This window comes from Paenibacillus agaridevorans (assembly GCF_003112455.1).
In the GTDB taxonomy this organism is placed as follows: Bacteria; Bacillota; Bacilli; order Paenibacillales; family Paenibacillaceae; genus Pristimantibacillus; species Pristimantibacillus agaridevorans.
On sequence record NZ_BDQX01000192.1, the window covers coordinates 437 to 21,560 of the forward strand.

The 21,124-nt window shown below is 52.3% G+C and carries 17 protein-coding genes and 1 tRNA gene; 5 read left to right on the forward strand and 13 right to left on the reverse strand.

Annotated elements, in window-relative coordinates; all coding sequences use genetic code 11:
* The 6 genes from PAT3040_RS18345 to PAT3040_RS18370 all read right to left on the reverse strand — a co-directional run.
* A partial coding sequence (locus PAT3040_RS18345) for a ribulokinase (RefSeq protein WP_108993875.1) occupies positions 1–1,158 on the reverse strand: 1,158 nt, incomplete at its 3' end.
* 14 nt (positions 1,159–1,172) lie between these two features.
* Positions 1,173–3,521 carry an AraC family transcriptional regulator gene (locus tag PAT3040_RS18350; protein WP_108993876.1) on the reverse strand — a complete coding sequence of 783 codons (2,349 nt, stop codon included), beginning with the start codon at positions 3,519–3,521 and terminating at the stop codon, positions 1,173–1,175.
* 15 nt (positions 3,522–3,536) lie between these two features.
* Positions 3,537–4,424, reverse strand: coding sequence for a carbohydrate ABC transporter permease (locus tag PAT3040_RS18355; protein WP_108993877.1), 888 nt, complete (start codon positions 4,422–4,424; stop codon positions 3,537–3,539).
* 17 nt (positions 4,425–4,441) lie between these two features.
* Positions 4,442–5,371 (reverse strand): ABC transporter permease, encoded by a 930-nt coding sequence (locus PAT3040_RS18360; protein ID WP_307719170.1) that lies wholly within the window; start codon positions 5,369–5,371, stop codon positions 4,442–4,444.
* A 334-nt stretch (positions 5,372–5,705) separates the two neighbouring features.
* Complete coding sequence (secG, locus tag PAT3040_RS18365; RefSeq protein WP_087571782.1) at positions 5,706–5,942, reverse strand: preprotein translocase subunit SecG; 237 nt, start codon at positions 5,940–5,942, stop codon at positions 5,706–5,708.
* Positions 5,943–6,030: 88 nt separating this feature from the next.
* Complete coding sequence (locus PAT3040_RS18370; RefSeq protein ID WP_258235045.1) at positions 6,031–7,242, reverse strand: YhgE/Pip domain-containing protein; 1,212 nt, start codon at positions 7,240–7,242, stop codon at positions 6,031–6,033.
* 152 nt (positions 7,243–7,394) lie between these two features.
* On the opposite strand from PAT3040_RS18370, the gene PAT3040_RS18375 reads away from it, so the two are divergent.
* Positions 7,395–8,030 (forward strand): TetR/AcrR family transcriptional regulator, encoded by a 636-nt coding sequence (locus PAT3040_RS18375; protein ID WP_258235046.1) that lies wholly within the window; start codon positions 7,395–7,397, stop codon positions 8,028–8,030.
* A 68-nt stretch (positions 8,031–8,098) separates the two neighbouring features.
* Positions 8,099–8,410 (forward strand): YbjQ family protein, encoded by a 312-nt coding sequence (locus tag PAT3040_RS18380; protein WP_087571781.1) that lies wholly within the window; start codon positions 8,099–8,101, stop codon positions 8,408–8,410.
* 185 nt (positions 8,411–8,595) lie between these two features.
* On the opposite strand, the gene eno is transcribed toward PAT3040_RS18380, so the two are convergent.
* The 6 genes from eno to PAT3040_RS18410 form a co-directional block, all read right to left on the reverse strand.
* Positions 8,596–9,888 carry a phosphopyruvate hydratase gene (gene eno / locus PAT3040_RS18385; RefSeq protein WP_087571780.1) on the reverse strand — a complete coding sequence of 431 codons (1,293 nt, stop codon included), beginning with the start codon at positions 9,886–9,888 and terminating at the stop codon, positions 8,596–8,598.
* 175 nt (positions 9,889–10,063) lie between these two features.
* Positions 10,064–11,602, reverse strand: a complete 1,539-nt coding sequence (gene gpmI / locus PAT3040_RS18390) for a 2,3-bisphosphoglycerate-independent phosphoglycerate mutase (protein ID WP_087571779.1) — start codon at positions 11,600–11,602, stop codon at positions 10,064–10,066.
* Between the two features lies 1 nt (position 11,603).
* A complete protein-coding gene (gene tpiA, locus PAT3040_RS18395; RefSeq protein ID WP_108993879.1) occupies positions 11,604–12,359 on the reverse strand; it encodes a triose-phosphate isomerase in 756 nt (251 codons plus the stop codon).
* A 12-nt stretch (positions 12,360–12,371) separates the two neighbouring features.
* Positions 12,372–13,556: a phosphoglycerate kinase gene (locus tag PAT3040_RS18400; protein WP_108993880.1), complete on the reverse strand. Its 1,185-nt coding sequence runs from the start codon at positions 13,554–13,556 to the stop codon at positions 12,372–12,374.
* A gap of 116 nt (positions 13,557–13,672) precedes the next feature.
* Positions 13,673–14,683 (reverse strand): type I glyceraldehyde-3-phosphate dehydrogenase, encoded by a 1,011-nt coding sequence (gap, locus tag PAT3040_RS18405; protein WP_087571776.1) that lies wholly within the window; start codon positions 14,681–14,683, stop codon positions 13,673–13,675.
* 101 nt (positions 14,684–14,784) lie between these two features.
* A complete protein-coding gene (locus PAT3040_RS18410) occupies positions 14,785–15,819 on the reverse strand; it encodes a sugar-binding transcriptional regulator (RefSeq protein ID WP_087571775.1) in 1,035 nt (344 codons plus the stop codon).
* 316 nt (positions 15,820–16,135) lie between these two features.
* On the opposite strand from PAT3040_RS18410, the gene PAT3040_RS18415 reads away from it, so the two are divergent.
* A tRNA-Arg gene (locus PAT3040_RS18415) sits at positions 16,136–16,210 on the forward strand.
* A gap of 193 nt (positions 16,211–16,403) precedes the next feature.
* Entirely contained in the window at positions 16,404–17,045 is a 642-nt protein-coding gene (locus PAT3040_RS18420) for a ThuA domain-containing protein (protein ID WP_258235047.1), read from the forward strand.
* 169 nt (positions 17,046–17,214) lie between these two features.
* Here the strand turns inward: PAT3040_RS18420 and PAT3040_RS18425 are convergent, their stop codons facing one another.
* Complete coding sequence (locus tag PAT3040_RS18425; RefSeq protein WP_108993881.1) at positions 17,215–20,220, reverse strand: family 78 glycoside hydrolase catalytic domain; 3,006 nt, start codon at positions 20,218–20,220, stop codon at positions 17,215–17,217.
* A gap of 145 nt (positions 20,221–20,365) precedes the next feature.
* Here PAT3040_RS18425 and PAT3040_RS18430 point away from each other — a divergent pair.
* Positions 20,366–21,124, forward strand: a 759-nt coding sequence (locus tag PAT3040_RS18430) for an AraC family ligand binding domain-containing protein (RefSeq protein ID WP_108993882.1), incomplete at its 3' end; no start/stop codon positions are given.

The following is a 21,124-nucleotide window of genomic DNA, read 5'->3' on the forward strand; positions in this document are numbered from 1 at the left end:
CCAGTCGAGCGCGACAAGGCCGGACTGTCCCGGTACAAGCTCGGATGCTTTGCGTGTCAAATACACATGCACATTCTCTCCGGCCGCCTCCGCTTCCTTCAACACATAAGCTGGCACGGCCTCCTCCACATACCATTCGAAAATATCGCCAACTGCCGACTGCCCCGCTTCATAACCGAAGTAACCGGGAATGATGCCGTCCTCGACGACGCCGCACATGCCCTCGACTTCCCGCTCTTCGTCGCCAAGCAACAAATGGCAAATCGAGGTGCCCATCGCCATGACCAGCTTGCCGGGAGTCACGACGCCAACAGCCGGCACCGCCGCATGCGCGTCCACATTGCCGACGGCAACGGCCGTTCCTGCGGCCAGCCCCATACGCGAAGCCATCTCTGGCGTCAGCTCGCCGGCTTTGGTGCCGAGCGGCACGACCTCGCCGCGCAGCTTCGTTTCCGTCAGATTCGCAAGGCGCGGATCCAGCGCCTGCAGGAACGCTGCATTCGGGTAGCCGTCCGTTTTGTGCCAGATCGCCTTGTAACCCGCCGTGCAGCTGTTGCGGACGATGCGGCCCGTCATCTGGCCGATGACCCAATCGGTCGCTTCAACGAATTGATCGGCCCGGTCGTAGATGTCCGGAGCCTCGTTCAAAATCTGGAACACCTTGGCGAACATCCACTCCGAGGAGATTTTGCCGCCATAACGCGCCAGCCACTTCTCGCCCCTGCTTGAAGCAAGCTCATTGATCCGATTCGCTTCCTCCTGCGCGGCATGATGTTTCCACAGCTTCACCCAGCTATGAGGGTTGATCTTCAACTCGTCGATCAGGCACAACGGCGTGCCGTTCTCGTCGATCGGCAGCATTGTGCAAGCCGTGAAGTCGATGCCGATCCCAATCACGTCCTCCGCGCTAACCCCGGATTCCTTCATAACGGCCGGCACGGACTGCTCAAGCACCTCCAGATAATCGAGCGGATGCTGCAGCGCCCAGTCATGTCCCAGCTTGATGCCGGATATCGGCAGCTGCTCGTCGATGACATGATGGCGAAACGGCGTCACATGCTCCGCGATTTCTGCCCCGTTCGACAGCTTCACGAGCACGGCACGGCCGGATTGCGTTCCGTAATCCACGCCAATTGCATATTTGTCTCTTCCGTCCATCTTCCCGTCTCCTTCTATTTTTGATTCAGATGCCTTTTTCTGTAGTCACTTACGGAAACGCCTATTTTCTTTTTGAACATTGTGTAAAAGTAACTTTTATTTTCAATTCCGACTTTATCCATAATCCCTGCTACCGGTAAATCCGAATGCTGCATTTCATTAATAACTTGCTGAATTCTTACTTCATTAATATAGTCGGATACCGATTGCCCCATAGCATCTCGAAATACTTTTCCCAAATACACTTTGGACATTTTAATTTCTTCAGCAATGACGTTTAAACTCAGATTAGGATCCCGATATCGCTCCTCAATAATTCGGACTACATTATCGATAATGAGTTGTCCACGTCCTTCGTTTTTGAGCGCCACACCAGCAACAATTTTTTTGAATAGCAGAACAAACCGTATTTTCACTTCATCTAATGTGTCTGCTTCAGTAATTTCTTTCGTGAAATATTCATAATCGATATCAAATTTAGCGACGCTATTGTTTTGAAGCGTCATCGTTCGATTATTAAGCACATAAATAAAATGAGTTAGTGCCGATATGATCTGCTTGTAGGTGCCCGACTTCAACAAAAGAAGCATTTCCTCAAAAGACTGGATTACTTCGTTGAAGTTGCCTCGAGTTAACTCAGCCAGTATCTTCTCTTCCAAAGCCACTATCGTTGCCTCATGCTGAAATTCTGAAACAGGCAGCATGCTTTTATGAATGACGCTTTGATAACCATAAATAAATCGATACTTAATGAGATGCTGCAACTCAAAATACTCATTATTCACTTCAGTAATATCCTTTTGGAAGCCTCCAATTGCCAATGTAAGTGATATCTTCAAATGCAGCTCAGACCAACATTGCAGTTGCTTCAACAGTTCCTTCATATTCACCAAATACTGCTCTTCAGAGATTTCCTCCGGATTTATAAGGATTACCATATGCTCGCCTTCCAGATCGACAATCTCAAGCCGCTCATAATGTCCCAGAATTTCACCAGAGACATTCTGAATCGCATAACGAAGCAACGATTGATCATTTCGGGAAAATGTCTGATTCAACTTGTCATAATGATCGATTTGCAATAAAATGACCGAGTAGCATCGCTCTGTATCAATGCGTATTTGATTATCCAGAAAGGATGAAGAGAGCGAGTGGAAGGACAACTCACCGTTATAGGTCAAATAATTTCGCAATACTTCTGACTTACGATGTTGTTTCACTTCTGAATCCAAATATTTATTTCTTTGGAACGTTGCTGCAAACGATTCAGAGAGAAAAGCCAATTCCCCTTGGTTTCCGGTTTGCTCCTTTGTCTTAGTCAAATGAGTCACTCTTCCTACTAATTGCCGAATCGGACTTGCGACCTGACGCGACACCAAAAATGCCGATAGAAGTCCCACAACCAACACACTGCTGCAAACCATGATGGTTATCCATTTGATTTTATATAAGGGCGCATAGATTTGCTCAACGGATACGACCTCAATAAATTTCCAACCTAATTGATCAGATGTAACGTAAGTGACCATCATTTCTTTGCCATCTTTATAGAGTTGCGTCTTAAAGTTTCCGGAATTTGAATCCGAGAGTCGAACCTTTTCGATAAAATCATTTTGAAACTTGGTATTTCCTTCCATCCCCTCATCCGATCCAACAATGATTTCGCCCTTTTCATCTACAATGAACAAATGACTCTGATCCGTTTGGTTCTTCGAGAGTAAAGATCTGATTATATTTTTCAAATATTCCGCCTTAATATTCAGTACAACCGCACCCTGAATTTCATGATCCGCAGACTGCAAATCGTAGATGATGTATGTGAATACGTCTACTTCATCGTTCTGTAAGACACCATTCAAACTAAGCTTTGTCGAGCGCGGAATTGGCATTAGTCTTCTATTTTCTACTACCTGCTGTCTCATAAGCTCACTGATTTCCTGATCAAAAAACTGATCATTTGTTATAGCTACATCCATACCGACTGTAGACATATACATATCTATCTTCTTGTTATAAACATAAATAGAATAGATGAAAGAGTTCGTATCCGCCCACGTTCTTAGCTGACTCACGCCCTGCAGAATATCGACGTAATCAATCTGCTTCTGATACATGTACTGAATGACATTCGCGTTATTAAACAATGTATATGCCGTATTCCTCACCGAATCATGCATGTAATCTGCACTATAACTAACCTGGGATAACGTTTTTTGACTCATATTCTCAACGGTTTGACTCACTACCTTATCGACATTATAGTAAATAGCTATAGAGATCATTGAAATGATGAGTACAAATACAATAGATAACGATAAGAGCATTCTTGCAAAATAGGAACGCGGCAAACTCAATCTCTTCATCCTTCTATCGACCCCCTAACCTTTTACAGAGCCAACTGTAATTCCTCTCACAAAATAGCGTTGAATAGATAAAAATACGATCGTCATCGGAGCTACAGTTATGACAACAGTCGCCATCTTCAACGACTCGGTGGGCATAATCGTATTAATCGTCTGCCCCCCGACTCGACTAAGACTTGCAACTTCTATAGCATTTCGAAGTATGTTATATAACAAATATTGTAAAGGGAGCTTCGCCCGATCATCGATAAAGAGCAATGCCTGAAACCAATCATTCCAGTAACTCATCACCAAAAACAAGCCGATTGTGGCAAAGACAGGTGTCGACAGAGGCACCATGATTGAAAAAAATATTCGGTACTCTCCTGATCCTTCAATGCGCGCCGCCTCGACTAATGCCTCGGGAACTTGAACAAAGAAGGTACGCATGATCAATACATTCCACGCATTAACCATTAGAGGCAAAATCAAAGCCAACAACGATCCTTTTAAATCATATACATTCGCAACCAATATATAGTAAGGAACAAGCCCCCCATTAAACAACATGGTAAAGAACACATAAAAGTTCAAAGGATTTCTGAAAATAAATTCTTTGCGAGATAAAGTATACGCTAACAATGATGTAATAAGTAATCCCCCAACAGTTCCGGTTACCGTTACCGCAATTGTGACGCCATAAGCACGCAACAAATCTTCTGGATGTTGAAAAAGAAATTGGTAGGCAGTCCAACTGAAATTTCGAGGAAATAATTGAAATCCCTCTTTGATAATCGTCATTTCATCTGTTACTGAGGAAGAAATAATAATTACAAATGGCATGATGCAACATATTGCAAGTAGAATTAATAGAGCAGATATCATTGTTCGCGGTATATACGCATGCATCCTCTTTGAATTCACAATAAATAACCCCCTATTTAAAATAATGCATTCTCATTATCTAATTTTCTAACTGCATAATTGGCTAGAAGCACCAGTGTAAAGCCAACAACGGACTGATAGAATCCTGCAGCAGAGGCCATGCCAACATCCCCTGTAACTTGAAGTGTACGGAAGACATAAGTGTCGATAACATCAGTAACGGGAAGAAGAAGTCCGGATTGATTTGTCAAAAAATAAAACAAACCGAAATCCGCATAGAAGATTTTCCCGATCGCCAAGATCGTTAAAATGATTACAACCGGTTTAATATGAGGTAATGTAATATAGAAGACCTGTCTCCACTTATTGGCTCCATCTATGTCTGCCGCTTCATAGTACTCTCGATTAATTCCAAGAATAGATGCCAAATAGATGATGGAACTAAATCCAACCCCTTTCCAGGCACTAATAATGACTAAAATAAATGGCCAATAGGTGCCATCCGTGTACCAATCCACAGGCTTCATATTCATGCTCTCTAAAATCGGATTCAATAGTCCATTTTGTGCATTAAATAACGCATAGGTGAACGACGATACGACAACCCATGAAATAAAATACGGTATGATATAACTAGACTGAAGAACGCCACGAAACAACTTGTTGGATATTTCATTCAATAATAATGCCAATGCTATGGCCATAATTGTTCCGCTGATAATAAATAATGAATTGTAAAATAACGTATTCCTGGTAATAGACCATGCGGCGCCTGACGAAAATAAAAACTCAAAGTTTTTTAATCCCGCCCACTCGCTTCCAATAATACCCTGCTCATAGTTGTAATTCTTGAATGCAATTAAAATGCCGAACATAGGTCCGTAAGAAAAAGCTAATAAAAACAATACACCAGGAAGTGCCATCGTCATTAAGGGCGAATTTTTTTTCATTCGTTTCACAACAGATGTTATACTGATCATTCGCATAACTTGATCCCCCATTTTTCTTCAAACTATGAATAGTTCTCCGTCCTCCTCGAACTGATCCATGTCCTCATCCTATCGCCGAACAAAGCCGCAGTTAAAGAAGAAAAGACCAGAAAACTCATGATTTATAAACATCGCTTCCTCTAAAATGAAACCATTCTATTAAAAAATAAAGAAATCCGCTTAAAGCGGAATATTTCTCATCGAATATAATGTTACTTTCACGGTGAATCATTCATGGACGAACTGTCGCGCTTTGCTTGGCAATCCGTCCACACAAAAAAAAAAAGAAGACGGGGTAAACCCCCGTCTTCATCTTACTAAACATCTTATGTTATTGATTGACGAAATAAGAAACGATCAGCGCCAAAATGAAAAACCCGGCTGCCAACGCAACAGTCAGACGTTGCAGGAACAAGTCCAGGCCACGCGCCTTCTGCTTGCCGAACAGGTGCTCTGCACCGCCCGTAATCGCTCCGGACAACCCGGCGCTCTTACCCTTTTGCAACAATACGACTGCGATCAAGCCGACCGAGAAAATAACGAGCAGGATCTTCAATGCGATATCCATTCCATCCACCTCCAGCGTACCACTCCGTAAAAACACATAAATCGATTTTACCATAGCTGTTCACAATTTACAATAGGACGGGCCAGGCTTACGAAGATGCAGATGCAGCCCCCTCCGCTCCGCTTGAGGCCTTCTGCGGCTTCAGCACGGAGAGCAGCAGTAAGATCAGGCTTCCCGCGCTGATCCAGAATAACGCAGCCGTCGGCTCGTTCCATTCGAAACCGTTGCCGAAGAAAAACAATTCCCGTAAGCCGTCAACCATGAACCGCATCGGCAACCAGGAATGAATCCAGTCTCGGTAGAAGCCGTTCATAAATTCTGCCGGCAGCGCGAGAAGCGGAGCGCCGAAAAACAAAAGGAGTACGAACAGTACGATGCCCCGGATTCCCGTCCACGACAGGATGGCGGAGATCATCAGGAAAAACGCCAGGATCGAAAACGATATAAACAATCCCATCTCGGCCATGCTCGGGACGTCCAAATCCAGAAAACGGTCCGCAAGCCATGTGACCAGAAATCCCGACAATAGCGCGAGAACGACGCCGACTCCCGCTTGGGTCAGCCGGGCTGCGAGCTTGCTTCTTCTTGAGGAAGCGGAAGCCGCTGCTTTGCCAACCACGAGCGTGCTGATGGCAGCGCCAGCGATGCTAGCCATCCAGATCGGCTGGAACAACGATACCGGCGCATTGCCTCTGGCCGCGTTCGCCCCCGTCTCGTTCACGTTGGTGATCTGAGCAAGTATAGGCGAAGCAACAATCGCCGCCTGGGAAGGCTTAAGCGTCGCCCCGCTCGCTTCAAGCTCATGCAGCAGCCCCGCGCTAATCGTTGCGTTCAGCTTGCCGACCATGCCGCTCACCATTTGAGTGACCATATTGGCGGCTGTAGCGTTCATGCCCTGGTTAACCAACACTTCGATTTCCGGTTGCTGAGGTGCCGGAGATCTGAGCGATGCCTGCTTCGCGCTGAAATCTGCCGCAATGATCATTGCCCCGTAATAGTCGCGGTTATCCATGCCTTCCCTGGCAGCCTCGGCCGATTCGAGCTGCACCCACTTGACAGGCGATGCCTCGCCTTCGGCAGCCTTACCGGAGGCTTGTTTCATTTGTTCGACAAGCTGGTCTCCCATATTAACCGCCGTACCGTCCGGCAACGCAGCCCCTTCATCAAGATTGACGATGGCGATCGGCAGCAAGACAGGTTTCATCGTCGCCGACGGATACAACGCCAGAACGAAAATAAACAAAACCAGTATGGCGATCAACGGCAATGCGAGAAGCAATTTGTTTTTAAACACCTGCATGTCGGCACTCTCCTTTACCTTCTCTTAAATAAACACCGTGTTGATTAATATTCACACTGTAGATTATAATGATTTTAGTCTTATGTACAATAATCAAGTTTTCGCGAAATGCCGCATACTAAACAGATCAGCGAATACTGTCTAAGGAGGGCTTGCCTCTGAGCGAAAACACACCGACGCCGGACAGGCGCGTGCTGCGTACGAAACGGGTCCTTCGAGACGCGCTGACGGCATTAATGGAGGAGAAGGGCTTCGACGGCATTACGGTAAAGGATCTGACGGAGAGGGCAGATATTAATCGCGGCACGTTCTACATTCATTACCGGGACAAATACGACTTGCTGGAGCAGAGCGAAGCGGAAATCATCGGAGTCATCGAATCGATGGCGGCCGAGGGGTTCCAGAACGCGGTGCAAGGCAAGTGGATCAATAACAACGGAGCGATCGATCCGTCTCCGTTCGTGTGCAAGCTATTTGTCTATCTGCAGGAAAACGCGCCATTTATGCGCGTCATCCTTGGGGCGGGCGGAGATCCTTCCTTCCAGAAACGGCTCAGGGAAGTGATCCGGCAGCGTGCTCTGCCTATTCTGACGAGCTCAGGAGGGGAAGTGCTCGTTCCGGCCGATTACCTGACCGCTTACGTCAGCTCCGCCCACCTCGGAGTTATTCAGAACTGGCTGGATAACGGCATGGACTTGCCTCCGGAGCAGATGGCCGATATCCTGTCCAAGTTGACACTGCTTGGCCCGGGACATGTAGCCGGCATTACGCGCAAGAAAGAAACGTAAGCAGCTATTGTCGCGTACTAACAAATATTCAAACTGGGCAACATACCACTAATTAGGAGGCAAACAAAATGATCATTACAACAACTTCAACGATTGAGGGACATCCGGTCAGACAATATCTTGGCGTGGTTACGGGAGAAGTGATTATGGGGGCGAACGTGTTCCGGGACTTCATGGCCTCGATCACCGATATTGTAGGAGGACGTTCGGGCGCATATGAGTCCAAGCTGCAAGAAGCGCGCGACTCCGCATTCCAGGAGATGATTCAGAAGGCATCCCGTTTGGGCGCCACCGCCATCATCGGCTGCGACATCGACTACGAGGTCATCCGCGACGGCATGCTGATGGTCGCTGTCAGCGGTACAGCTGTATTGGTGTAAGCGGCCTATACTTGTTAAGGACAGCGGTCCGCAAGGATATACGAATGCGCTGTTCGTTCCATAAGAGTTGTACGAAAAAACGCCTGCCGGCCTCCTCTGATCGAGGAAGTCGACAGGCGTTGTTGTTTGCGCGTTTACGAGACGCGTTTATTCAAAGGACAAGGCGGCGCAGGGCCGCACTCGTCTTATTTGAAGCTTTTCAGGTTGTAGAACGCCGCTTTGCCGCCGTATTGAGCTGTCGAGCCCAGTTGGTCCTCGATGCGAAGCAATTGGTTGTACTTCGCTACGCGGTCCGTACGGGAAGGCGCGCCTGTTTTGATCTGGCCGGCATTTGTTGCAACGGCGATGTCTGCAATCGTGCTGTCTTCGCTTTCGCCGGAACGGTGGGAAATAACCGCCGTGTAACCAGCGCGTTTAGCCATCTCGATCGCGTCGAATGTCTCAGTCAGCGTACCGATTTGGTTCACTTTAACAAGGATGGAGTTGCCCACGCCTTGCTCGATGCCGGAGGACAGACGCTCTGTGTTCGTTACGAACAGATCGTCGCCAACGAGTTGGACTTTGCCGCCCAGTTTCTCGGTGAGAAGCTTCCAGCCATCCCAATCGTCTTCGGAACAGCCGTCTTCGATCGATACGATCGGGTATTTCTCAACCCACGATGCAAGGAGGTCAACGAACTCGGCAGGCGTGAAGGATTTGCCTTCGCCGGCCAGTACGTATTTGCCGTCCTTAAAGAATTCAGTGGAAGCAACGTCCATGCCCAGGAATACGTCAACGCCTGGCTTGTAGCCTGCGCGCTCGATCGCGGAGATGATCGTTGTGATCGCTTCTTCGTTGGAGCCCAGGTTCGGAGCGAAGCCGCCTTCGTCGCCTACAGCCGTGTTAAGACCTTTGTCATGCAGAACGGCTTTCAGGTTGTGGAAGATTTCCGCGCCGATACGAAGAGCTTCTTTGAAGTCGGAAGCGCCAACCGGCAGAACCATAAACTCTTGCACGTCGATGTTGTTGTCGGCATGCTCGCCGCCGTTGATGATGTTCATCATCGGTACCGGCAATGTTTTCGCGTTAAATCCGCCCAGGTATGTGTACAGAGGAACGTCCAGAGCATCGGCAGCAGCGCGGGCTACTGCCATGGAAACAGCCAGAATCGCGTTAGCGCCCAAGTTCGCTTTGTTCGGCGTTCCGTCCAGTTGGATCATCTTGCGGTCGATCGCGACTTGGTCAAGCGCGTCCAGGCCGATGATTTCCGGAGCGATAATCGTGTTTACGTTATCGACGGCTTTCGTTACGCCTTTGCCGAGGTAACGGGATTTGTCGCCATCGCGAAGCTCAACGGCTTCGTAAGCGCCAGTGGAAGCGCCGGATGGCACGATCGCGCGGCCTTTGCCGCCGGATTCCAGGGCTACTTCAACTTCTACAGTCGGATTCCCGCGGGAATCCAGCACTTCGCGTGCGTATACGTCAACGATAATAGACATATTCAATACACTCCTTTTCGATTAACCATATTGGGCAGCACATTTCTTTACCACAATAGAATTTATAAGTTTTCGAGAAATCGAAAACCGATATTCTATTTGGCGATAAAAACTTCATCTAAACGCGGTCGCTCTTCCTCGAAGGACTTCGATAGATGTTTTTCTCATTCTACTATTACTTGTTCAGCAAAGTCGAGCCGGTCATCTCTTCCGGTTTGTTAAGTCTCAGCAAATCCAGCATCGTCGGAGCGATGTCGGCCAAAATGCCGCCCTCCCGAAGCGTCTCGCCTTGACGGGTCACGATCAGCGGAACCGGATTCGTCGTATGCGCCGTATGCGGACGGCCATTCTCGTCGAATACCATATCCGCATTGCCGTGGTCCGCCGTAATGATGCAGACGCCGCCTTTGGCGAGCACCGCTTCCACCACCTGGCCCAGACACTCATCCGTCGCTTCGACCGCCTTGATCGTCGGCTCCAGCATGCCGGAGTGGCCAACCATGTCGGGGTTCGCGAAGTTCAGGATGATCGCGTCGTGTTTATCCGCCGCAATCTCGCGCACCGTGGAAGCCGCCAGCTCGTAAGCGCTCATCTCCGGCTGCAGATCGTAAGTGGCAACCTTCGGCGAGTTGATAAGCACGCGCGTTTCGCCCGGAAGCTCCTTGTCGCGGCCGCCGCTGAAGAAAAACGTGACGTGCGGGTACTTCTCCGTCTCCGCCGTGCGAAGCTGCGTCTTGCCGTTCTGCGCCAACACTTCGCCCAGCGTGTTGTCGAGATTTTTCGGCGAGTAAGCGACGTAGCCGCCAACCGTCTCGCTAAAGAGCGTCAGGCAGACGAAGTGCAAACCTACCGGATGATTGAATCCACGGTCGAAGCCTTGGAAATCTTCATTCATGAATACTTGCGACAGCTGAATGGCGCGGTCCGGACGGAAGTTGAAGAACACGACGGAATCCTCGGATTCTACAAGCCCGACCGGCTTCCCGTCAGCGCCCGTAATGACCGTCGGCATCACGAATTCGTCGAACACGGATTTCTCGTACGATTCCACGACCGCCGTCAATGGATCCGCATATTGCGGTCCATCGCCGTATACCATCGCGCGATAGGACTTCTCCGTACGCTCCCAGCGTTTGTCGCGGTCCATGGCATAGTAGCGGCCTTGCACCGTCGCGATGCGGCCTACGCCGATCTCGTCGATTTTGGCTAGCAGTTGCTCCACGTAACCTTTCGCGCTGTCAGGCGATACGTCGCGACCGTCGAGGAAAGCATGGATGTAGACGTCCTCCAGCTCTTCCTTCTTTGCCAGCTCCAGTAGCGCAAACAGATGCGCGATATGGCTATGCACGCCGCCGTCGGACAGCAAGCCGTACAGGTGAAGCTTCTTGCCCCGGGATTTGGCGTGTCTAACCGCGCCGAGCAGCGTCTCGTTGTCGAAGAATTCGCCTTCGCGGATCGACTTGCTGATGCGGGTCAAATCCTGGTACACGATCCGGCCTGCGCCGATGTTCAGATGGCCGACCTCGGAGTTGCCCATCTGTCCTTCCGGCAGGCCTACCGCCTCGCCGGAAGCCGTAAGCGTCGTATGCGGATATTGCGACCAGTACCGGTCGTAATTCGGCTTGTTCGCTTGCGCGACCGCGTTACCTACCACATCGTCGCGAAGTCCGAAGCCGTCCAGAATTATTAGCGCTACAGGTTTGCGGGAAGCCATCTTACTTGGCCCCCTCGATCAAAGCGATGTAGGATGCAGGCTCCAGGCTTGCTCCTCCTACCAACGCGCCGTCGATGTCCGCTTGGCCCAGGTATTCGGATACGTTGTTCGGCTTCACGCTGCCGCCGTACTGGATACGGACCTTCGCCGCTACCGCTTCGTCGTACAGACCCGCGATAACGCTGCGGATGTAGCCGATCACGTCCTGAGCGTCTTCCGAAGTGGAAGATTTGCCCGTGCCGATCGCCCAGATCGGCTCGTAAGCAACGACAACTTCAGCCGCTTGCTCGGCGGACAGACCTTGGAACGCGCCTTCCGTTTGCACTTTGCAAACTTCTTTCGTCGCGCCGGCTTCGCGCTCTTCGAGCTTCTCGCCTACGCATACGATCGGAGTCAGGCCGTGTTTAAATGCCGCTGCTGTCTTTTTGTTGACGATTTCGTCCGTTTCGCCGAAGTAGGCGCGACGCTCGGAGTGACCGATAATAACATATTTCACGCCAAGATCCTTTAGCATAAGACCGCTGATCTCGCCCGTGAAAGCGCCGTTGTCTTCGAAGTGAACGTTTTGTGCGCCGATGGCGATTGTCGTGCCTTTCGCCGCTTCAACAAGCGCGGGAAGCGCCGTAAACGGAGCGCAGATGACGCTTTCCACGCCCGCTACTTCCGCTTTGCCTTTCACTTCTGCAAAAAAAGACGTCGCCTCGGAGACGGTTTTAAACATTTTCCAGTTGCCTGCAATAATCGGTGTTCTGCTCATCGCATATACCCCCTATTTGTCGTTAAGTGCCACTACGCCCGGAAGAACCTTGCCTTCCATAAATTCCAGGGAAGCGCCGCCGCCCGTGGAGATAAAGTCCATACGATCCGCCAAACCGAACTTCTCGGCTGCCGCAGCGGAGTCACCGCCGCCGATTACCGTGTAAGCGGATGTTTCGGCCGTTGCTTGCGCAACCGCGATTGTACCGTGTGCGAACGGTTCGATCTCGAATACGCCCATCGGTCCGTTCCATACGACCAGCTTGGAATTTTTGATCACGTCCGCATACAGCTCGCGGGTTTTCGGCCCGATGTCGATGCCTTCCCACTCGGCAGGGATGCCGTCTACGTCCACGATTTGCGTGTTCGCGTTTGCGCTGAAATCGTCCGTTACGACGATATCGACAGGAATGTAGAAGTTTTTGCCCAGCTTCTTCGCTTTCTCGATGAATTCGAGCGCCAGGTCCAGCTTGCTGTTGTCCACGAGGGACTTGCCGATTTCATGGCCTTGCGCTTTGAAGAAGGTGTAGGACAAGCCGCCGCCGATGATGATGTTGTCGGCGATTTCGATCATTTTGTCGATGACCGCGATTTTGTCCTTTACTTTGGAGCCGCCGACGATAGCCGTGAACGGACGCTCAGGGTTGTTAAGCGCTTTGCCCAATACTTCAAGCTCGCGCTCCATCAGCAGACCGGATACGGCCGGCAAAATGTGCGCGATGCCTTCCGTGGAAGCATGCGCGCGGTGAGCGGCGCCGAACGCGTCGTTTACGAACAGGTCCGCCAGCTTCGCGAATGCTTGCGCCAGCTCCGGATCGTTTTTCTCTTCGCCCGGGTAGAAACGCACGTTCTCGAGCAGCAAAACGTCGCCGTTGTTCAAAGCCGCCACTTGCGCTTCGACCGCTTCGCCGATGGCTTCGTTCGCTTTGGTTACGGGCTTGCCGAGCAGCTCGGAGAGACGAGCGGCGGATGCCGTATGGCGAAGCTCTTCTACGACTTGTCCGTTAGGACGGCCAAGGTGGCTCGCCAAAATGACTTTCGCGCCTTTTTCGATCAGGAAGTTGATCGTCGGCAGCGTTTCGCGGATCCGTTTGTCATCCGTAATTTTGCCGTCTTCGAGCGGCACGTTAAAGTCCACGCGCACGAATACGCGTTTCCCTGCCAGTTCTGCTACGTCGCGAATGCTTTTTTTGTTCATGGTACGTTCCTCCACGTCTTCGAATTTTTAAGATTGAAGATAGAATAGCAGACTCCCTCATAGATAAAGAGCGGAAACAAGTTTCCGCTCTATTAGCTTTACGCTGTCAGGCAATATTATTGGGACAGTTTGGCGAAGTGCTCAAGCGTGCGAACCAATTGAGCCGTATAGGACATTTCGTTGTCGTACCAAGCTACCGTTTTTACCAGCTGTTGGTCGCCTACTGTCAGAACTTTCGTTTGAGTTGCGTCGAACAGGGAGCCGTAAGTGATGCCGATAACGTCGGAGGATACGATTTCGTCTTCCGTGTAACCGAAAGTTTGCGGGTCGGAAGCTTCTTTCATAGCCGCGTTCACTTGCTCTGCCGTTACTTTCTCGTTAAGAACGACAACCAGCTCAGTCAGGGAGCCAGTAGGCGTAGGTACGCGTTGAGCCGCGCCGTCAAGCTTGCCTTGCAGCTCAGGGATAACCAGGCCGATTGCTTTCGCGGCGCCCGTCGTGTTAGGGATGATGTTTTCTGCCGCAGCGCGAGCACGACGGAAGTCGCCTTTCGGATGCGGAGCGTCCAGCGTGTTTTGGTCGCCTGTGTAGGCGTGGATCGTCGTCATCAGACCTTGTACGATGCCGAATTTGTCTTGCAGCGTTTTGGCCATAGGAGCCAGGCAGTTCGTTGTGCAAGATGCGCCGGAGATAACCGTTTCGGAGCCGTCGAGGATATCATGGTTAACGTTGTAAACGATCGTTTTCATGTCGCCCGTAGCTGGAGCGGAGATAACCACGCGCTTAGCGCCGCCTTTAAGGTGCTTTTCGGCAGCTTCTTTAGTCGTGAAGAAGCCCGTGCACTCCAGAACGATGTCTACGCCCAGGTCGCCCCAAGGAAGCTCTTCCGGGTTGCGGTTAGCGATAACTTTAACTTCTTTGCCGTTCACTTTAAAGAAGCCGTCATGAACTTCAACGTCGCCGTCGAAGCGGCCTTGCGTTGTATCATATTTCAGAAGGTGCGCCAGCATTTTCGCATCCGTCAAGTCGTTGATCGCAACAACTTCGATACCTTCCACGTTCTGAATACGGCGGAAAGCCAAGCGTCCAATACGTCCAAATCCGTTAATACCTACTTTAACTGTCATGAGTATTAGCCTCCTAAGCATTTTAAATGCAAATATATTTCAAGACGTTCCGCATTTCGCGCCGACTGGGCCAGCGCCTTCGCTTCGCGTCATGATGCCTGCTATGATTCCTGCCCGATCAAGTCTGCAATCTCCAGCGCCGCCGCTTCGTCCGTCACCAGAACATCGTTGTGCCCGAACCGCATGACCGCCGCGATCGCTTCGCCCTTGTCCTTGCCGCCAGCTACGGCTATAACAACTTCAGTCTTCACAATATCGTCGAGCCGTAACCCGATTGTCTGCATTTTGTGCACGACGGCCCCGCTACGGTCGAAATAATAACCGAACGCTTCCGCCAGCGCGCCTTCCTCCGCAATCTCGTCGACCATGGCCTGCTCCAGCTTCCTTCGCCTCGCCATCACCATCGCGTCGCCGATGCCGTGAACGACGATTCTCGCGCTCCGGATCACTTCGACAAGCTCCTGGATGTTGGGCTCCTGCATTAATGAAGCGAAAGCTTCTTCGCCCAGATGGTCCGGCACGTGCAGCAGTCTGTATTGACCGCCCGTCCGCTTGGCCATTGTAGAAGCGATTGTGTTGGCCTGATAATCGTGGCTCTCGCCAAGCCCGCCCCTTGCCGGAACGAACCTTACCGACTTTAGCGCCGTCGAGGTCGCAAGCTGGTTCGCCACCTGCGCGATTGTCGTACCGCCCGTGACAGCGACGACATCCGTTGGCTTAAGCGCTTCGCGAAGCACCTGCCCCGCCGCCTTGCCAAGTTCACGCTTCGCTTGCATCGAGTTTTCCGAATCGCCCGGAACAACGATCACCTGCGATAATCCGAAATACGACTTGATTCGCTCCTCGAGCTCCGACAGACCGAACATCGAGTTGTACAGGGGCTCCAGCCGCTCCAGCAGCGTTCTGCCTTCTTCGCTGATCGACATCCCCGCCGTCCCGATCTCCAGCAGTCCTTGCTCCTTGAGGAAGTCCGTCTCCGCCCGCAGCACGCGCTCCGTCATCGACAGCTCGCCCGCGAGCGTCCGCCTGCCGACCGTGCCTGCAAGCATGACGTGATTCAGAATGGAATACCGTGTCCTCATCGCTACCAGAAGTTCCGGTACAAGCTGCTGCTGCATTTCAATGAGTTGACGCATCTCTAGCCTTCACTCCATCTGATTCGAATTATTGCCAGAGACCGCCAAGAATCGTTGGACACATTACGTCCCACTAACTCATTTTAAGTCCCACCTTTATTTTAACCAATTCATTTCCCGTCTGCAAGTATGAAAAGTCGGATGAAAGCGATTGCCGTCACATCTTACACAAATTTAATTTTCGAATTGCTCTTGCTTTCGATACGTCAATGTCATATAATCATTTTTGCTACTGTTTTTCATACTTCACCTTTATTTCTTCGACTGAAACGCGCCGCGTTCCCCCAAGGACGATGGAAGCCGTTTCAAATGACATGCGCCCGTGGTCCAATGGATATGACGTAGGCCTCCGGAGCCTGAGATCTAGGTTCGATTCCTAGCGGGCGCGCCACTTAAACTTAAAAGACAAGCCGTTCAGCTTCTGCTGGACGGCTTTTTTGTGGTTCAGGGTGTTGTTTAGGCGTTGTTCAGGCAAGGATGCCCCTCCGAACATTCGTTGAATGGCCAAAGAAAAACGCTTACAATTGGATGGACAGCCCTGCGCCTGCCGCACAGGGCGATTCTAACGGAGGGGATGTGTACAGATGAACACGATCAAAGCGCTTGCGTTGGGACATTACGAGGATGCCAAATACCATCCTTTTCAAGGCGTCGATAAAGAATTGGAGCTCATATTCAAGGAGCGGATCGATGTCGCCTGCACCGATCGTTACGATAAACTCGAGACGTCGGAGCTCGCAAAGTACCGGCTATTCATTTCCTATGCGGAATTTATGGAGGAGCAGCCGCTACCCGCCACGCAGGTCGCCGCGCTGCTAAGCTACGTAGCGAACGGAGGCGGACTTCTCGCTATCCATAACGGCATCTCCCTGCAGCGGAACGACGAACTGGCCTGTATGCTCGGAGGCAGATTCACGAGCCACCCTCCGCTCACGACTCTCCCGATCACGCCGACCGACAACGATCACCCGATCCTGCGCGGGCTGGATTCCTTTGCCATTGACGACGAGCCTTACCGGTTCGATATGAATCCGCTTATGACGACGAACGTCCTTGCCGAGTATGAGCATGAGGGGCGGCGATGGCCCGCTGCATGGGCGCATTCCTACGGTCTAGGGAGAGTCGTCTATCTCATGCCTGGGCACGGACTCTCCTCCTTCCGCGTCGAAGCTTACCGCCGCTTTATTCTAAACGCGGGGCTGTGGGCGGCAGGACAGGAAGTGTAATTTTTTTCATAGCTGCGTTCCAGTCAATGCGAGAAATGTATACACAGTATAGTCCCGCTCCACCTGTCTGCTTCGGCAAAATGGAACAAATATGCGGGAAGCCATGGGCTCTTATTGCTTATATTCGAAAAGAAGCCCGGTCAGACAAAATGCCTGACCGGGCTTCCGGTTACATTTGCAACGACTTCATACGTTTTGTCGACACTTCGCAGGCTGCCGGCACTCTGATGTCGAGCTCGACGCCGTCCGGCGCCACGATCTCGAGCGTCGATATCCCGCCCTCGCTCGCCGTCCACGCCACCTCCACCTTGCCTCCATCCGGCAGCGGCACGGCTCCGCGCGCCCAATCCAGATCCCCCGTCTGAGGTTCGATGACGACCTTTGTCCAGCCCGGAGCGGCGGCGCGCACGCCCAGCACGTAAGCTCCCAGGAAGTACCCCGGGGCGGCCGACCATGCATGGCAGTGGCTGCGCGTCAAATCGTTTTCGTTCGCCCGGTTCATCGTCGTATGCCCGTACATCTCCCAGCATGTCGTTGCTCCGTTGTCGATCATGAAGCCATAGTTGTACCGCATATCTTCAAGCATGCGGGTTACGTTGCCTTCTTCCTTCATAAGCGCTTCATAATAGAAGAAAGACATAAACGGGCTTCCGATCTCCACGAAGCCGTTCGGCGTATCCGCCAGGTAACCGGTCAGCCGCCCTTTGCGCTCTCCCTCGGCCACGCCGGATAACAGCGCCATCACCTGCGTCTGCATGCTGAATATATCGGAGCGCCTTCCGTCCACATGGATGCAGTCCAGATAAGCTCCGCGCTCCGCGCTCCACAGATGGCCATTGATAGCTTCAGCCAGCTTCGCGGCTGTCTCCTCGCACCAGCGCCCGTCCTCTTTCGCGCCTCCCGCCCAAGCAATTAGACCGGCTGTTTGCCTGAGCACTTGCGCGAACAACAAGTTCTGATGCGTGACGACGCCATCGTTCGGCTGATCGATCGGCGCCCAGTCGAGCAGGTTCCATCCTTTGATCTCGAGAAGCCCGTCTCCGTTCAGCCGCTCCGCGTAATGGCGAAGCGTGAACAAGATGTGCGGAAGCATCTCTGCGCCGAACTTCCGGTCGCCGGCATGCTCCGCATATTCCACGCAAGCAGCCGCCCAGAAGAAGGTCCAGTTCGGAATGACGCTGGTCCATCCGCTCGGCACCTGATCCACGTACAGCGGCGTCTGGAAGGCGGATCCCGGCACCAGCCGCAGACAACGTTCCGCAAGCTCTGTACCCCCGAACAAATAATAACCCACCAGCGCTTCGTTGCGGCTGTCGCCTACCCAAAACGTCTGCTCGTAGGCAGGGCAGTCGACAAACGTGTCCTCCATGCACAGCTTAGTCGTATGTCTGGCCATTTCCCAGATCTCGTTAAGTTTGGCATCCGAGCTCTGGAATGCGCCGATCTGCGGCGCCGGAAAGTTGCTTTGCAGCACGCGGACGTCATGGATGCGCACTGGCTTCGTCGCGCCGCGGACCGTTACGATCAGGTAACGGAAGCCCCGGCGGATAGGCGAGGTATACCGCTGGCAGCCTTCGCCGGTTATATATCGCAGCGTATGATCTAATCCGTAGGTGTGTTGAACGTAATCTCCTTTGCGATATTCCACGCCGTACCAATCGATCGTCACGCCCGGCTCCGCCTCCAGCTCGAACTCCAGGTATCCGCTCCATTCTTTGCCGAAGTCCAGCGTAAACTCCGTATCGCCATCGGCGAATACCGGCACGATTCCCGGATCCGCCGAAGATACGGCGGCTTGAGCGAGCGACAGCGGCACGGCATAAGGCTCCGACACCCGCTTCGCGAATTGAGGGGCGAAGGCGTCCTCGTCATTAGCGTATAAGTAAGGGATGGGCTTGGCGGGGAATCCGCGGCCGGCCAGTTCCTCCAATGTAGCGCATTCCGCGACAGCTTCCGAGAGGGCCGAACTTGCCGCCTTCCACTCGGAGAACAACTCCGACTGGTCCTCGAAGTCGACGATCGTGAAGGCTCCAAGCGAACCAATGGATGCAAACTGCGATGCTGCTTGCTCCCGCCATGTCGATGCAGTCTCATCCATAAGAGGTTCTCCCGTCGCGATCAGACCATCGCGGGCGGCAAGCGGCTGCAGCCACTCGATTGGTTTGTCGCAATCGATGCCGATACGCTGCATGCCGCCGTGATCCGGACCAAACGCCGTGTACAGAAGGAGATGATCGCCAACCGGCAGCGTCGTTCGGAAATGTCTTAGCGGCGGAGCAAGCTCCGCCTCGAGGATTTCGTTGCCTATTCGCAGAGTGCCGCGGACCTCGTTGCCGATGTCGAAACCGCCGACGTTCAGCATGATGCGAACCTCTGCTTCTTCCTGCAGCCGCAGCGTCGTGGCGAATGCTCCTGCATAACACAGCGGATTGGCATTCTCCTGCCCTTGCGGCTTCATTAGCGCATAATTATCGATGAAAGCCGTCAACCGGTAAGGCTGCACCCTGTTCAGCGACAACACGCTGACAGGCAAGACGGGCTCCTCCGTCAGGAAAGGAATATCGCGAGGCTGCGGCGAAGTCCAAGGCTCCATGCCGACCTCTCCGATGACGTCGGCACTCGCCCATGCGCGATCATCGTAATCATTGCTGCTCCAGTTCGCATCGTATTGACGGGCATCGATACGCTCCGCGAACGCTTGCTGACACGACATGCGCGAGATGCCCCGTCCATGGCCGCCATGCCTTGACGTACGCCATTCTCCATCAGTTGCGGCTAGCGTCTGCGGCTCCCCGCTTTTAGGAGAAACGGACAGCTCCGCCAACAAACCGCCTCTGCCGCGCAAATAATAAAAGTTGCTGATACCGAAGTGCATCACCTGGACGGCAATCGTATTCCGTTCCCCTTTGCGGAGCAAATGCCCTACCTCATAAGCATCGTAAAAAATAGTAGACGGGTAATATCGCGCCGGACCTCGTCCGATGCGCTTCCCGTTTACGTAGATTTCGTACCGCGAATCCGCGGTGATCCATAATGTTGCTTTCGCGTCCGGGGACAGCCCGGCAGGGTAATCGAAGGAATGGCGGAACCATCTCCATTCGTTGCGGGGACTCTCCTCCTCGCCACCCCAGATCCACTTCGCCTTCCATGCCCCTTCTTTGAGCACTCCAGTCATGTTGCGTCCTCCCTCTCATCGATTCCACGAATGACATCGCTTAGTTTCCATTGTAGAATGGGTACAAAGGCATTTTTATACCCTATTCGGACATGACTAGCCGTCAAACGGACATATCGAATGAAGCTTTGGAGGTCTCGGACGTATGACTTCGCAACGAACCATTCAACATTATATGGAACATCATTTCTTTGGTCGGCATCCCGACATCTATGTGCAGGAAGCCGTAGAAAACCTGTGGCTGTCCGAGCACGATCACGATTTCGTCGAGCTGGTCCTCGTCACCGGGGGAAGAGGTACGCATTACGTGGACGGCGTCCCGCTGCAAGCGGAGCGAGGCGATCTGTTCGCGATACCTGTAGGCATCAGCCATATTTTCCGCCCTTCGGCGAGCAGCCTCCGCTCCTCGCGGAGTTCTTATGGCGAGAGGCTGGAGGTGCTGAACTGCCTGATCAGTAAGGCTGCGCTGTCCAGACTGTCCGCTTTTCTTGGCGACGACGGGATAGCGGAATTCCTGGGATGGCTTGCCGGGAACAGCTATCATGACCATGGCCAAGACCATGACGCCAAAAGACGGAGCTGGCTGCGTGTCCGGGACGACTCCGACGAGCTTCGCGGCCTTTTCACCCGTCTTCATGCCGAATACATGGGCCCCGCAGAGCCCTTGTCGCTATGGAGCGGCGTACTAAGTCTGCTCGCCGCCGTCTACCGCCATGCCGACCTTCTTGAGGACGGCGAAGTCGCGGCGTCATCTGCCGAGGCTGCCACCTTTGCGAGAAGCCGTCCTTCTGCCGGCGCACCCGTGCGCAAGGCGCTCGCCTATATGCGGGCGCACTACGCGGAGCCGTTGACGGCCGCCGTCGTCGCTCGTGCGGCAGGCATCGGCGAGCGGCAGGCGTCGCGC

Excerpts from the sequence above, each read along its gene's own strand:
- PAT3040_RS18350 (WP_108993876.1), bottom strand. The coding sequence starts at position 3,521 with ATGAAGAGATTGAGTTTGCCGCGTTCCTATTTTGCAAGAATGCTCTTA.
- PAT3040_RS18360 (WP_307719170.1), bottom strand. The coding sequence starts at position 5,371 with ATGCGAATGATCAGTATAACATCTGTTGTGAAACGAATGAAAAAAAAT.
- secG (WP_087571782.1), bottom strand. The coding sequence starts at position 5,942 with ATGGATATCGCATTGAAGATCCTGCTCGTTATTTTCTCGGTCGGCTTG.
- PAT3040_RS18370 (WP_258235045.1), bottom strand. The coding sequence starts at position 7,242 with ATGCAGGTGTTTAAAAACAAATTGCTTCTCGCATTGCCGTTGATCGCC.
- PAT3040_RS18380 (WP_087571781.1), top strand. The coding sequence starts at position 8,099 with ATGATCATTACAACAACTTCAACGATTGAGGGACATCCGGTCAGACAA.
- eno (WP_087571780.1), bottom strand. The coding sequence starts at position 9,888 with ATGTCTATTATCGTTGACGTATACGCACGCGAAGTGCTGGATTCCCGC.
- gpmI (WP_087571779.1), bottom strand. The coding sequence starts at position 11,602 with ATGGCTTCCCGCAAACCTGTAGCGCTAATAATTCTGGACGGCTTCGGA.
- tpiA (WP_108993879.1), bottom strand. The coding sequence starts at position 12,359 with ATGAGCAGAACACCGATTATTGCAGGCAACTGGAAAATGTTTAAAACC.
- PAT3040_RS18400 (WP_108993880.1), bottom strand. The coding sequence starts at position 13,556 with ATGAACAAAAAAAGCATTCGCGACGTAGCAGAACTGGCAGGGAAACGC.
- gap (WP_087571776.1), bottom strand. The coding sequence starts at position 14,683 with ATGACAGTTAAAGTAGGTATTAACGGATTTGGACGTATTGGACGCTTG.
- PAT3040_RS18410 (WP_087571775.1), bottom strand. The coding sequence starts at position 15,819 with ATGCGTCAACTCATTGAAATGCAGCAGCAGCTTGTACCGGAACTTCTG.
- PAT3040_RS18420 (WP_258235047.1), top strand. The coding sequence starts at position 16,404 with ATGAACACGATCAAAGCGCTTGCGTTGGGACATTACGAGGATGCCAAA.
- PAT3040_RS18425 (WP_108993881.1), bottom strand. The coding sequence starts at position 20,220 with ATGACTGGAGTGCTCAAAGAAGGGGCATGGAAGGCGAAGTGGATCTGG.